5 protein-coding genes are annotated in these 15,561 nt (G+C 47.8%); all 5 read left to right on the forward strand.

The genetic code is table 11. The features are described from left to right. Positions 1-219 precede the first annotated feature (219 nt). A complete protein-coding gene (locus ACLFWI_RS13485) occupies positions 220-4,908 on the forward strand; it encodes a two-partner secretion domain-containing protein (RefSeq protein ID WP_446413356.1) in 4,689 nt (1,562 codons plus the stop codon). A gap of 84 nt (positions 4,909-4,992) precedes the next feature. Beyond that, positions 4,993-9,684, forward strand: coding sequence for a two-partner secretion domain-containing protein (locus ACLFWI_RS13490; RefSeq protein WP_446413357.1), 4,692 nt, complete (start codon positions 4,993-4,995; stop codon positions 9,682-9,684). Further along, entirely contained in the window at positions 9,669-12,446 is a 2,778-nt protein-coding gene (locus ACLFWI_RS13495) for a CHAT domain-containing protein (protein ID WP_446413358.1), read from the forward strand. Before ACLFWI_RS13490 ends, ACLFWI_RS13495 begins: the two co-directional genes overlap by 16 nt. A gap of 179 nt (positions 12,447-12,625) precedes the next feature. Beyond that, positions 12,626-13,429, forward strand: coding sequence for a DUF928 domain-containing protein (locus ACLFWI_RS13500; protein WP_446413359.1), 804 nt, complete (start codon positions 12,626-12,628; stop codon positions 13,427-13,429). Between the two features lie 52 nt (positions 13,430-13,481). Next, positions 13,482-15,434, forward strand: coding sequence for a CHASE2 domain-containing protein (locus ACLFWI_RS13505; RefSeq protein WP_446413360.1), 1,953 nt, complete (start codon positions 13,482-13,484; stop codon positions 15,432-15,434). Positions 15,435-15,561: the final 127 nt, after the last annotated feature.

The following is a 15,561-nucleotide window of genomic DNA, read 5'->3' on the forward strand; positions in this document are numbered from 1 at the left end:
GGCGATATCACCGTTGAAGCGCGAAACTTATCCTTAACCGGGGGATCTCAATTGGGACAGATTATTTTAGTTGCCGAATCTCCTACGGCTAAACCTTCTGGAAACTGGAATAACCCGGCTAATTGTTCGGATTAAAGGTAGAGTTCTGAATTATTGCCGACCGATTTAACCAGGGCTATAGTAAGAGGAGAAACTAGTTACCCCTCTATTTGATCAGCTATGGCACAGGCGAGATTTCGAGTTTCAATGATGGGCAGTCTGGCTTTGGCTTTTTTGGCGCATTTGAGTCCGGTTTCAGCCCAAGTTGTTCCTGATAATACCCTGCCAGTAGATTCTCAGGTGACGGGGTGTCCAATTTGCCAGATTGATGGGGGAACGGTGCGTGGGGTTAACCTGTTTCATAGTTTTGAGGAGTTTTCTGTGCCGACGGGGGGTGAGGCATTTTTTAATAATGCCTTGGATATTGAGACTATCTTTGGGCGGGTGACGGGTTCTAATATTTCAGATATTGATGGGTGGATTCGGGCAAATGGCACGGCGAATCTATTCTTAATCAATCCCAATGGGATAATTTTTGGTGAGAATGCCCGGTTGGATATTGGCGGTTCCCTTGTCGCCTCTGGCGCTAATCGTTTTACGTTTCCTGATGGCAGTGAGTTTAGCGCCACGAATCCCCAAGCGCCGCCATTGTTGACGATTAATATCACACCGGGATTGCAGTATGGGACGAATTCGCCGAGAGGAACTATCTCGAATCAGGGAAATTTAGCGGTCAATTCAGGAGAATCGGTGACGTTATTCGGCAGCACTGTTACCAGTACAGGTTCTCTCATCGCACCAGGGGGGTTAGTGCAGGTGTTAGGAGAACGGGTGGGGTTGTTAGACAATGCTGAGATTGATGTGTCTGCCGAGATGGGTGGCGGTACGGTGTTGATTGGCGGAGGGTTTCAGGGTAAGGGTGACGTTGCCAATGCGTTGCGTACTTTCATTGGTTCAGATGTAACGATTAATGCTGATGCTTTGACAACGGGCGATGGGGGCAATGTCTTCGTTTGGGCGGATGAGGTGACCGGATTTTATGGCACGATTAGCGCCCGTGGGGGAGTTGATGGGGGAAATGGTGGGTTTGTAGAAGTATCCGGGAAGCAACAGCTGAATTTTGCAGGGATTGTTGATACTAGCGCGGTTGGTGGCAGTTTTGGAACCTTGCTGTTAGACCCAACCAATATCATCATTGCCAATGGAACGGGTGGAGCAGAGGATGCTCAACTGACGGATAGCCAAATTCTCCAAGGAGATGTGGGTGCTGTCCCCTTCACCATTTCGGAAGTGGCACTGGAAGCACTAGCAGGAAATACCAATGTTATTTTGCAGGCAACCAATGACATTAGGGTTAACGACCTTGACGACAATGAGTTAAGTTTTGCCCCTGGGACAGGATTGATTGAGTTGATAGCTGATGCAGATGGAGATGGAGTTGGCTCTTTCCGGATGCAAGATGCTTTTGATACTCTCAAAACTAATGGTCGAGATATTTTAATTTCAGCGGCTAGCTTGACTCTTGGTAATATCGATACTGCCCCTCCTTCGAGTGCGCCTAGTGGAGCAATTAAGCTCATGGCGACCAATGGCAGCATCAGTGCTTTTAACCTAAACACCTCATCTGATAGTGGAGGTGAGGGGGGTGCCATTAGCCTTGAAGCTGCCAACGACATCAATATCAGTGGCTATTTGTTCTCTTACTCGTTCTCTAGTAGTGGCAATGCAGGTGATGGGGGAGCAATTAGCCTTGAAGCTGGCAACGATATCAATATCAGTGGCTTTTTCCTCTCTGGTTTGTACTCTCTCTCGTACTCTTTTTATGGCAATGCAGGTGATGGGGGAGCAATTAGCCTTGAAGCTGGCAACAATATCCATATCACTGGCTCTTTGTCCTCTTACTCGTCCTCTAATAATGGCAATGCAGGTGATGGGGGAGCAATTAGCCTTGAAGCTGCCAACGACATCAATATCACTGGCTCTTTGTCCTCTTACTCGCTCTCTAATAATGGCAATGGAGGTGAGGGGGGTGCCATTAGCCTTGAAGCTGCCAACGACATCAATATCAATGGCGGTTTGAACTCTTTCTCGTCCTCTTATTATGGCAATGCAGGTGATGGGGGAGCAATTAGCTTTGAGGCTTCCAACAACATCAATATCACTGGCAATTTGTCCTCTGGCTCGTTCTCTACTGAAGGCAAAGCAGGTGATGGGGGTGCAATTAGCTTTGAGGCTTCCAACGACATCAATATCGCTGGCGATTTGTCCTCTTACTCGTACTCTAGGGAAGGCAGGGCAGGTCAGGGAGGCGCGATTTCCCTCATTGCTAAAACTGGAGATATTGTAGGAATTCCTTTTGAAGATTGGCGCTACGACCATGTAAAACAAGAGTACGTAACAGAAGTTCACTCTCCAGCCCTTAACTCCTTTTCTCTCTCTGAGCGAGCAACCGCAGGAAATGGGGGGAACGTTGCCCTAGAAGCTAAAAATAACGTTCGTAATCTACAAATCTTAACTCTATCTTCTGACTCACAATCTGGAGCCGTTCAGGTAACAGGTCTAGGGGATTTATTGCTTACAAATACCAACATCCTGACGAGCAAGCAGGTAACTGTGCAACTTCCATTTGGTGACATCACCTTGAATGTCGATGGAGAAGGTCAATCAGGCAATGTTGATGTCTCCAGCTTAGGCAATCTCACCTTCACCAACAGTTCTATTCAAAGTGACACCAAAGGCAGTGAAAGAGCAGGCAATGTCACAATCTCTAGCCCCGGTCTAGTCACTTTCAATAATAGTCGAATTATCAGTAACACCAGCAGTACAGGACAAGCAGGAAGCATCACCCTCAAAGCACCAGAACTACAGCTCGATTCTTCCAGTCGTTTATCTGCCCAAACCAGCAGTCGCGGACGTGCTGGAGATATAACCCTCCAACCCGATGAGGGTGGACAAAAATTATCTGTGTTTTTCCAGGAGGGAGCGCAGATATCTGCCTCCACTTCAAACGAAGGAACTGGGGGCAACTTAAGGATTATAGCTCCCGACTCCGTAACCATTCAGGGAAAAGGCACCATTACCACCTCAACCACAGGAACTGGAGACGCCGGAAATATTACCTTCGATACCTCCACCTTAACCATTGCCAGAGGCGCACAACTTTTTGCCTTAACTAATGGCAGTGGCGATAGCGGCACTATTACCGTTAATGCCCCTACTGCCGTCAATCTCGGCATCGGTGTCAATGATTTTTCCCCGGTGCTGTCTGTCGAAACCCGTGACGCGGGCAAAGCTGGCAGTATTATTATCAATACCCCTAGCTTAACCCTCTCTGATACCGCCCGGATCACTGCCACTGCTACGAATACCGCCACGAATACAGAGGGAGGGGGTAGTATCACGTTAAATGCGTCCACGATGAATTTAGCTGGAATCGTGGGTGTCTTTGCGGAAACTGAGGGACCAACACCCGCCGGAACCTTAACCCTGAAGCCTTATCAGGATCAATCAACGCTAGACATTACCCTAGCGCCTGATTCCCAAGTGTCAGCTTCTACCTCTGGAAGTGGCAAAGGTGGCGATTTAATCCTCAGTGCGCCGCAAGCAATTACTATTACGGGACAGGGACGATTAGCGGTAGAAAGCCGGAGTACAGGGGATGCGGGGAATGTATTAGTCACGACTCCCCAATTTACCCTCACTGATGGCGTAGAACTGTCGGCGGCGGCTACAAGCAGTGGCAATGCGGGAGAAGTTCGCATTAATACCCAACAGTTGACTCTAGAGAATGAGGCAAAGATATTAGCCTCTAATGTCTCCAGTCGCAGTGAGGGGATTATCCTAGAAGGTTTGGATAGCTTGAGAGTTGATAACAACAGTGCCATATCAGCCTCGACTCAAACCGGTGAGGCGGGAAGCTTAAGCATTAACGCGAATTCAAATCCAGCTAATTCGGTGCAAGTGAGTAATAATAGTCGCCTATCGGTAGAAGCAACTCAAGGCGGTACAGCAGGTAACTTAACCATTAAAACAGGGCAAATGTCTGTTCAGGATGAAGCTGCCGTAACCGTTAGTAGCCCCTCTGGACAAGCCGGAAATCTGCTAATTACTGCCAATTCTTTACGTCTCAACCACGGCAAAGTGACAGCAGAAACTGGAGGCACTAATGCCCAGGACGGGGCAAATATTAACCTAAATCTATCGGATGTGTTGCTGATGAGCAACGAAAGCCTAATTTCTGCCGAAGCCTTTAGTAATGCTGATGGCGGTAATATCAATATTGATACTCGCTACTTAATCGTCCTACCCCCAGAAGGCGCGAATGGTAGTGATATTATTGCCAAAGCTGATCAGGGTGACGGTGGCAATATTACTATCTCCGGTCAAGGGATTTTCGGGATTCAAGAACGTCCAGCGATTGCCGGAAATCGCACGAATGATATTGATGCCAGTTCCCAATTTGGTTCTCCGGGTAATGTTACACTCAATAGCCCCCTTGATCCTAGTCGGGGACTGACAGAATTACCCAGCAATTTTGTTGACCCGACGGGGCAAATTATCCAAGGTTGTCCCGCTGTGGGTAAGAATGGCGGTAGTCGATTTGTGGTGACGGGGCGAGGCGGCGTGCCACCCACTCCGGATGATGTACTGACTCTGGATACTGTTTTAGATGATTTAGGCACTCTGTCAGAGGAGACACAGAGGCAGGAACAAGGAGAGACGGAAAGGGTACTAAATCAAATTCCCCATCGAATTATTGAGGCTCAAGGTTGGGTGAAAACGGCAGATGGACAGATTATTTTAGTTGCCGAATCTCCTACGGCTAAACCTTCTGGAAACTGGAATAACCCGGCTAATTGTTCGGATTAAAGGTAGAGTTCTGAATTATTGCCGACCGATTTAACCAGGGCTATAGTAAGAGGAGAAACTAGTTACCCCTCTATTTGATCAGCTATGGCACAGGCGAGATTTCGAGTTTCAATGATGGGCAGTCTGGCTTTGGCTTTTTTGGCGCATTTGAGTCCGGTTTCAGCCCAAGTTGTTCCTGATAATACCCTGCCAGTAGATTCTCAGGTGACGGGGTGTCCAATTTGCCAGATTGATGGGGGAACGGTGCGTGGGGTTAACCTGTTTCATAGTTTTGAGGAGTTTTCTGTGCCGACGGGGGGTGAGGCATTTTTTAATAATGCCTTGGATATTGAGACTATCTTTGGGCGGGTGACGGGTTCTAATATTTCAGATATTGATGGGTGGATTCGGGCAAATGGCACGGCGAATCTATTCTTAATCAATCCCAATGGGATAATTTTTGGTGAGAATGCCCGGTTGGATATTGGCGGTTCCCTTGTCGCCTCTGGCGCTAATCGTTTTACGTTTCCTGATGGCAGTGAGTTTAGCGCCACGAATCCCCAAGCGCCGCCATTGTTGACGATTAATATCACACCGGGATTGCAGTATGGGACGAATTCGCCGAGAGGAACTATCTCGAATCAGGGAAATTTAGCGGTCAATTCAGGAGAATCGGTGACGTTATTCGGCAGCACTGTTACCAGTACAGGTTCTCTCATCGCACCAGGGGGGTTAGTGCAGGTGTTAGGAGAACGGGTGGGGTTGTTAGACAATGCTGAGATTGATGTGTCTGCCGAGATGGGTGGCGGTACGGTGTTGATTGGCGGAGGGTTTCAGGGTAAGGGTGACGTTGCCAATGCGTTGCGTACTTTCATTGGTTCAGATGTAACGATTAATGCTGATGCTTTGACAACGGGCGATGGGGGCAATGTCTTCGTTTGGGCGGATGAGGTGACCGGATTTTATGGCACGATTAGCGCCCGTGGGGGAGTTGATGGGGGAAATGGTGGGTTTGTAGAAGTATCCGGGAAGCAACAGCTGAATTTTGCAGGGATTGTTGATACTAGCGCGGTTGGTGGCAGTTTTGGAACCTTGCTGTTAGACCCAACCAATATCATCATTGCCAATGGAACGGGTGGAGCAGAGGATGCTCAACTGACGGATAGCCAAATTCTCCAAGGAGATGTGGGTGCTGTCCCCTTCACCATTTCGGAAGTGGCACTGGAAGCACTAGCAGGAAATACCAATGTTATTTTGCAGGCAACCAATGACATTAGGGTTAACGACCTTGACGACAATGAGTTAAGTTTTGCCCCTGGGACAGGATTGATTGAGTTGATAGCTGATGCAGATGGAGATGGAGTTGGCTCTTTCCGGATGCAAGATGCTTTTGATACTCTCAAAACTAATGGTCGAGATATTTTAATTTCAGCGGCTAGCTTGACTCTTGGTAATATCGATACTGCCCCTCCTTCGAGTGCGCCTAGTGGAGCAATTAAGCTCATGGCGACCAATGGCAGCATCAGTGCTTTTAACCTAAACACCTCATCTGATAGTGGAGGTGAGGGGGGTGCCATTAGCCTTGAAGCTGCCAACGACATCAATATCAGTGGCTATTTGTTCTCTTACTCGTTCTCTAGTAGTGGCAATGCAGGTGATGGGGGAGCAATTAGCCTTGAAGCTGGCAACGATATCAATATCAGTGGCTTTTTCCTCTCTGGTTTGTACTCTCTCTCGTACTCTTTTTATGGCAATGCAGGTGATGGGGGAGCAATTAGCCTTGAAGCTGGCAACAATATCCATATCACTGGCTCTTTGTCCTCTTACTCGTCCTCTAATAATGGCAATGCAGGTGATGGGGGAGCAATTAGCCTTGAAGCTGCCAACGACATCAATATCACTGGCTCTTTGTCCTCTTACTCGCTCTCTAATAATGGCAATGGAGGTGAGGGGGGTGCCATTAGCCTTGAAGCTGCCAACGACATCAATATCAATGGCGGTTTGAACTCTTTCTCGTCCTCTTATTATGGCAATGCAGGTGATGGGGGAGCAATTAGCTTTGAGGCTTCCAACAACATCAATATCACTGGCAATTTGTCCTCTGGCTCGTTCTCTACTGAAGGCAAAGCAGGTGATGGGGGTGCAATTAGCTTTGAGGCTTCCAACGACATCAATATCGCTGGCGATTTGTCCTCTTACTCGTACTCTAGGGAAGGCAGGGCAGGTCAGGGAGGCGCGATTTCCCTCATTGCTAAAACTGGAGATATTGTAGGAATTCCTTTTGAAGATTGGCGCTACGACCATGTAAAACAAGAGTACGTAACAGAAGTTCACTCTCCAGCCCTTAACTCCTTTTCTCTCTCTGAGCGAGCAACCGCAGGAAATGGGGGGAACGTTGCCCTAGAAGCTAAAAATAACGTTCGTAATCTACAAATCTTAACTCTATCTTCTGACTCACAATCTGGAGCCGTTCAGGTAACAGGTCTAGGGGATTTATTGCTTACAAATACCAACATCCTGACGAGCAAGCAGGTAACTGTGCAACTTCCATTTGGTGACATCACCTTGAATGTCGATGGAGAAGGTCAATCAGGCAATGTTGATGTCTCCAGCTTAGGCAATCTCACCTTCACCAACAGTTCTATTCAAAGTGACACCAAAGGCAGTGAAAGAGCAGGCAATGTCACAATCTCTAGCCCCGGTCTAGTCACTTTCAATAATAGTCGAATTATCAGTAACACCAGCAGTACAGGACAAGCAGGAAGCATCACCCTCAAAGCACCAGAACTACAGCTCGATTCTTCCAGTCGTTTATCTGCCCAAACCAGCAGTCGCGGACGTGCTGGAGATATAACCCTCCAACCCGATGAGGGTGGACAAAAATTATCTGTGTTTTTCCAGGAGGGAGCGCAGATATCTGCCTCCACTTCAAACGAAGGAACTGGGGGCAACTTAAGGATTATAGCTCCCGACTCCGTAACCATTCAGGGAAAAGGCACCATTACCACCTCAACCACAGGAACTGGAGACGCCGGAAATATTACCTTCGATACCTCCACCTTAACCATTGCCAGAGGCGCACAACTTTTTGCCTTAACTAATGGCAGTGGCGATAGCGGCACTATTACCGTTAATGCCCCTACTGCCGTCAATCTCGGCATCGGTGTCAATGATTTTTCCCCGGTGCTGTCTGTCGAAACCCGTGACGCGGGCAAAGCTGGCAGTATTATTATCAATACCCCTAGCTTAACCCTCTCTGATACCGCCCGGATCACTGCCACTGCTACGAATACCGCCACGAATACAGAGGGAGGGGGTAGTATCACGTTAAATGCGTCCACGATGAATTTAGCTGGAATCGTGGGTGTCTTTGCGGAAACTGAGGGACCAACACCCGCCGGAACCTTAACCCTGAAGCCTTATCAGGATCAATCAACGCTAGACATTACCCTAGCGCCTGATTCCCAAGTGTCAGCTTCTACCTCTGGAAGTGGCAAAGGTGGCGATTTAATCCTCAGTGCGCCGCAAGCAATTACTATTACGGGACAGGGACGATTAGCGGTAGAAAGCCGGAGTACAGGGGATGCGGGGAATGTATTAGTCACGACTCCCCAATTTACCCTCACTGATGGCGTAGAACTGTCGGCGGCGGCTACAAGCAGTGGCAATGCGGGAGAAGTTCGCATTAATACCCAACAGTTGACTCTAGAGAATGAGGCAAAGATATTAGCCTCTAATGTCTCCAGTCGCAGTGAGGGGATTATCCTAGAAGGTTTGGATAGCTTGAGAGTTGATAACAACAGTGCCATATCAGCCTCGACTCAAACCGGTGAGGCGGGAAGCTTAAGCATTAACGCGAATTCAAATCCAGCTAATTCGGTGCAAGTGAGTAATAATAGTCGCCTATCGGTAGAAGCAACTCAAGGCGGTACAGCAGGTAACTTAACCATTAAAACAGGGCAAATGTCTGTTCAGGATGAAGCTGCCGTAACCGTTAGTAGCCCCTCTGGACAAGCCGGAAATCTGCTAATTACTGCCAATTCTTTACGTCTCAACCACGGCAAAGTGACAGCAGAAACTGGAGGCACTAATGCCCAGGACGGGGCAAATATTAACCTAAATCTATCGGATGTGTTGCTGATGAGCAACGAAAGCCTAATTTCTGCCGAAGCCTTTAGTAATGCTGATGGCGGTAATATCAATATTGATACTCGCTACTTAATCGTCCTACCCCCAGAAGGCGCGAATGGTAGTGATATTATTGCCAAAGCTGATCAGGGTGACGGTGGCAATATTACTATCTCCGGTCAAGGGATTTTCGGGATTCAAGAACGTCCAGCGATTGCCGGAAATCGCACGAATGATATTGATGCCAGTTCCCAATTTGGTTCTCCGGGTAATGTTACACTCAATAGCCCCCTTGATCCTAGTCGGGGACTGACAGAATTACCCAGCAATTTTGTTGACCCGACGGGGCAAATTATCCAAGGTTGTCCCGCAATGGGTAAGAATGGCGGTAGTCGATTTGTGGTGACAGGGCGAGGCGGTGTGCCACCCACTCCGGATGATGTACTTACCTTGGATACTGTTTTAGATGATTTAGGCACTCTGTCAGAGGAGACACAGATGCAGGTACAGGGGGAAACGGAGAGGGGACAAAATAATTCCCCCAATCGAATTATCGAGGCTCAAGGTTGGGTAAAAACGGCGGATGGACAGGTTATTTTAGTGGCTGAATTTCCTACAGCTACACTTTCTGGAAACTGGAATAACCCGGCGAATTGTTCAGATTACTAGGTATAGCGCTACGCGAAGCGGGAATGGGGAATGGGGAATGGGGAATGGGCAATAGTGAAGACAAAAGCTTAAGCTGTCACGCATTTAAATTGGGAATGGGTAGCGAGCAAGATGCTCGCACTACAAGGATTTCGCAATTTTTGACATTATGGTTTAAACCTAAATTCCTCAAGTATTTGGGTTTGGCAATCAGCGTTACTCTGATGACGCTGTTGTTGAATCTGACTATATCCCCAACCGTAGCAACTGTACCTGAACTAGAGACAACTGCCCAAACTTCACCTGTTATCGAGTCCCTAACCGCCAATACCTCCCAACTCGTACAACAAGGTAAAAACGATTATCAAACGGGACATTATGCGGCGGCGATAACTATCTGGAAACAAGCCTTAGACACCTTTACAACTCAAGGCGATACCTTAAATCAAGCGATGGTGCTGAGTAATCTGGCATTAGCCTATCGCCAGTTGGGACAATGGCATGAAGCCAATCAAGCGATTGAAACCAGCCTTAACTTACTTTCCACCCCAAACCCAAACACATCCCAAAACCACTTAAAAATATTAGCTCAAGCCTTAAATACCCAAGGTCATCTGCAACTGGCACAAGGACAAGCCGAACTTGCCCTCGCTACCTGGGAACAAGCCACGAAAACCTATCAACAAGTCGGAGATGAAACAGGCGTCACACGCAGCTTAATTAACCAAACCCAAGCCATGAGAGCCTTGGGGCTTTACCTGCGGGCAAGAAACCTGTTAGACCAAATCCGGCAAACCTTAACCGCCCAGCCGGATTCCCTGACTAAGATAGCCGGATTGCGATCGCTTGGTGATCTGCTGCGGATTACTGGCGACTTAAACCAATCTCGGCAAATCCTCGAACAAAGTTTGGCGATCGCGAAAACCTTACCCTCCCCCCCAGATAGTACCGCCATCCTCTTTAGTCTCGGCAATACCGCCCGTTCCCAACACCAAATCGAAGACGCCATCCAATTTTACCAACAAGCCGCCGCTACCACCCTTTCCCCGACCCTCAAATTCCAGGCTCAAGCCAATCAACTTAGTTTATTCGTAGAAACCCAGCAGTTTCAAACCGCCCGCCAGTTGTGGACTCAACTTCAACCCCAACTCGCCCAACTCCCCGTCAGTCGCCAAACCCTCTATGCCCAGATTAACGTCGCCCGCAGCCTGATGCAGATGGGCAATGTAGAAACGCGCCATGATGCATCTGGGAACGCCCCAGAAATTGCCCAGTTACTCGCCACCATTACCCAACAAGCCAGAACCCTGAATGACCGACAGGTTGAATCCTACGCCCTCGGTTATCTCGGTCAACTCTACGAACAAACTCAGCAACTCGCTAACGCCCAAACCCTCACCGAACAGGCTTTAACCTTAGCTCAATCCCTCAACGCGCCAGAACTTGCCTATCGCTGGCAATGGCAACTGGGGCGATTACTCAAGACTCAAGGCAATGCCCAAAGTGCGATCGCAGCTTATGACCAAGCTGTGAACACCTTGCAAGCACTCCGTACTGATTTAGTCGCCATTAACGACACCGTTCAATTTTCCTTCCGGGAAAGTGTAGAACCCGTCTATCGGGAGTTCGCCGGCTTACTCCTGCAACCCCTCCCCGGTGAAGAAGAGGTCAGCCAAGCCCACCTCAAACAAGCCCGTGAGGTGATTGAATCCCTACAACTGGCAGAACTGGATAACTTCTTCCAAGAAGCCTGTTTAACCAGCCAACCCCAACAAATTGATCAAATTGATCCCACCGCCGCCGTTTTCTATCCGATTATTTTACCCGACCGACTAGAAGTTATCTTGTCCTTACCTGGGCAACCCTTACGCCACTATGCGACTCAGGCTTCCTCTGTCCAAGTTGAACAAATCATTCACCAAATGCGCCAATCCTTTAGACCCACCTCTTTAAAAAAAGAGCGTTTGACCTTGGCGCAAAACCTCTACGATTGGCTTATCCGTCCGGCGGAGACTGAATTAGCCCAAAGCAACATCACCACGTTAGTCTTTGTTCTGGATGCTTCCTTGCGGAATCTACCTATGGCAGCCCTATACGATGGTCAACAGTATCTGGTAGAAACCTATAGTCTAGCCGTCGCCCCAAGCTTACACCTGCTCTCACCGCAACCCCTAATCCCAGAGCGGCTGCAAGTCTTAACCGCAGGCGTGAGTCAGTCAATTTCTGGATTTTCACCCCTACCCGGAGTCGAGTGGGAATTGTCGCAAATCACCAATAAGGTTCCCGCCTTACAACTTTTAAATCAGGACTTTACCAGTGTTAACCTGACCGATAACCTCCAAACCCAGCCATTTTCAGTCGTTCATTTAGCCACTCATGGTCAGTTTAGTTCTGATCCAGAGGAAACATTTATTCTGGCGTGGGATAAAAAAATTCAAGCCAAAGACTTCGAGACTATCCTACGTTCCACTCAAGCTGACCCAGACTATCCGATTGAATTATTGGTTCTCAGTGCTTGCCAAACCGCTACAGGGGATCAGCGGGCGGCTCTAGGTTTAGCGGGAATTGCGACTCGCTCAGGGGCACGCAGCACACTGGCTACACTCTGGTCGGTACAAGATAATTCCACGGCTCAACTCATGGTGGAGTTTTACCAAGAACTGAACCAGGGAACTCTGAATAAAGCGACTGCCTTGCGCCATGCTCAATTAAGTTTATTGCAACAAGGGTATAACCATCCCTACTACTGGGCACCGTTTATTTTAGTCGGCAATTGGTTGTAATTTTTTCTGTCTTCACAATAAATTTGACTGTTATCGCCAAAGTAAGGCTAACTGAGTGACACTCAATGCATTCAATTACTATAGTTTTATATAGAGGCAATGGGAAAAAGATAATGCTTTAGGGTGTTATTTCCCTAACAACTGCCTTTCATCCTTTTTTGAGAAGGACTCTAGACATCATGACTGGAAAAAGCACCCCTCAATCTCTGATCCGTCTTGCGATCGCGTTTAGTTTGGGACTGGCTTTCGTTCCTCGGCTACAGACTCCTGTTGTGGCTGAACCGTCCCCCGTGACACCCGAACCAACCCTATCCTTTATCCCGCCACCCGAAACACCTGGCGCACCTGATGGGCGTTCCAGCGCTGGGGGTGCCAGCCGTGGCAATTGTTCAACCCTGGATTCCCAATCCAGTGCGTCTAATCGTTCAAGACTGACGCTACTCACACCCAGTATTAGCCCAAATCGCCCCCGATTAACATCTGTTGAGTATCCGACATTCTTAATCTACCTACCACCAACCCAGGCGGAGGAAGCGGAATTTACACTGGTGGATCAAGATGAAGAGTATAGTTATCAAACCACATTTCCTCTGAAACAAACCGCAGGAATTATTAGCTTCCAACTTCCCCCGGAAGCCCCGCCTCTAGAACCTAACAAAACCTATACCTGGAAAGTCGCGATCATTTGCGATCGCCAATCGCGAACAGAAGATGTTTTTGCACAAGAACAGATTCAATTCATTGAACTACAGCTAGAGCAAGTCAAGCAATTACAAACAGCAACACCACTGGAACAGGTTGCCCTCTATGGGGAATTAGGGATTTGGTACGACATGATAAAAATCCTGGCTGAGTTGCGACGTTCTCAACCGAACAACCCGGAACTCACGTTGACTTGGAACGAATTATTACAGTCAACAACCGTGAGACTGACTGACATCGCCCCCAAACCTTTAATTGATTGCTGTATTGTAGAGAATTGATGAGTCGGTTATTGGGAATATACACGCCGGATAAAGCACCAATAACTCAAAAATGTTTAAAAATCTGAGACAGCTTCTTTGGCAATGGCGTGGAGTATTAATTACAGTTCCAACCATTACTGGATTAGTCTTGGCATTGCGTTCAATGGGAGGGTTACAGTTATGGGAATGGACAGCCTATGACCAATTTTTGCGCTGGCGTCCTACGGAAACCTTGGATCAGCGTATTGTTATTGTCGCGATTGATGAGCCAGATATTCAAACCTTAAAGCAATGGACGTTATCAGATGCCACATTAGCCCAATTACTCCGTAATATTAAAGCCCAAAAACCTAGCGCGATTGGTTTAGATATTTATCGAGATTTACCCGTGGAACCTGGTCATCAAGACTTAGTTGAGGTGTTTAGTTCGACACCCAATTTAATTGGTGTCCAGAAAGTTCTAGGGGATGAATATGGTACAAGTGTTGATGCACCACCCCGATTAAAAGAACGCAATCAGGTGGGTGCGATTGATGTTTTATTAGATGACGATGGTCGGGTGCGTCGAGCTTTGCTATCGATTAGACAAGACAATAATCAAACTGATGCATCAAGTCAAGAAATATACAGTCTGCCTGTTCGATTAGCGTTGATCTATTTAGAAAATAAAGGGGTTACTTTGCAACCCATTGACCCAGCGCTAGGCAAAGTGGGTTTAGGGAAAGCGGTATTTGTTCCCATGCAACCCAATGATGGCGGTTACATTAACGCGGATACAGGAGGATATCAGATTCTATTAAATTATCGTCGCCCTCAATGCCAACATAACTCCCAACGCTGCAACCCATTTCCCACCGTATCACTGACGGAGGTTCTAGAGAATAAAATACCAGCTAATCTAATGCGCGATCGCATTGTTTTAATTGGGGTTAAAGCCGCCAGTCTCAAAGATATTTTCTTCACCCCTTACAGTAATAGTTATCTCACGGCGGAGTACGGTGTAGACATCCATGCCCAGATTACCAGTCAACTGGTGAGTGCAGCCTTGGATGGGCGTTTCCCGATCAAGGTTTGGTCTGAACCCGTCGAAGGGGTGTGGATCGTCTTTTGGGCGGCTGTGGGTGCTATGTCTAGCTGGACATTCCTAAGAATGCGCTATCTAGTGGCGAGTATTCTCTTGTTGGGTACGATTCTGGTGGGCGGTTCATACCTAGCTTTTTTGCCAGGATGGTGGATTCCCCTAATTCCCCCATTCCTTGCCCTAATTGGGTCAGAAATGGCGATTACGGCTTATCTCGCCTGCATTGAACGGGAAGACAGACAAGCAGTCATGAATCTTTTGGGACAACACGTTACGCCTAAACTAGCCCAAGCGGTTTGGCGCGATCGCCATCAACTCCTCAAAGAAGGACAGATTACCGGACAACAACTAACCGCAACGGTGCTATTTACGGATATTAAAGGCTTTACCGGGATTACCGAACGGACTAACCCAGAAGTCCTGATGGTTTGGCTTAACGAATACATGAAAGCCATGTCTGAGAGTGTACTCAACCATGATGGTGTCTTGGATAAATTTATTGGCGATGCTGTCATGGCGGTGTTTGGGGTTCCCATTCCCAGTACCACACCCGAAGCAATTGCCCAAGATGCGATCGCGGCGGTTCGTTGTGCATTGAATATGGGCGCAAAACTCGAACAACTCAACCGACAATGGAAAATCCAAGGGCGTCCCACGGCGGCGATGAGAGTCGGAATTGCCACAGGAACAGTTGTCGCCGGGAGTTTGGGGTCTCAGCAACGGCTCAATTATACAACCATTGGTGATAGTGTTAATATTGCGGCTCGGTTGGAGAGTTATGACAAATCAATTGATGGCGGGATTTGTCGGATTTTAATCAGTGAAGAAACTTACCACTATATTAAAGACCATTTTTCGACTCAATTCATTGGGCTGGTGCAACTCAGAGGACGCAAACAGTCACTCAATGTTTATCAAGTTTTTCCCGAGATCAGAGGATAGCTATTTTGAAAAGAACAGACTATCAAAAACAATTCTTAATGTAGAGACGTAGCATGCTACGTCTCCCATGCTACGTCTCTAGAATTCAAAGATAGTGCGAAGCGTCCCCACCCAAATCGTGTCATTG

It is taken from the genome of Coleofasciculus sp. (assembly GCF_046539235.1).
Taxonomy (GTDB): domain Bacteria; phylum Cyanobacteriota; class Cyanobacteriia; order Cyanobacteriales; family Coleofasciculaceae; genus Coleofasciculus.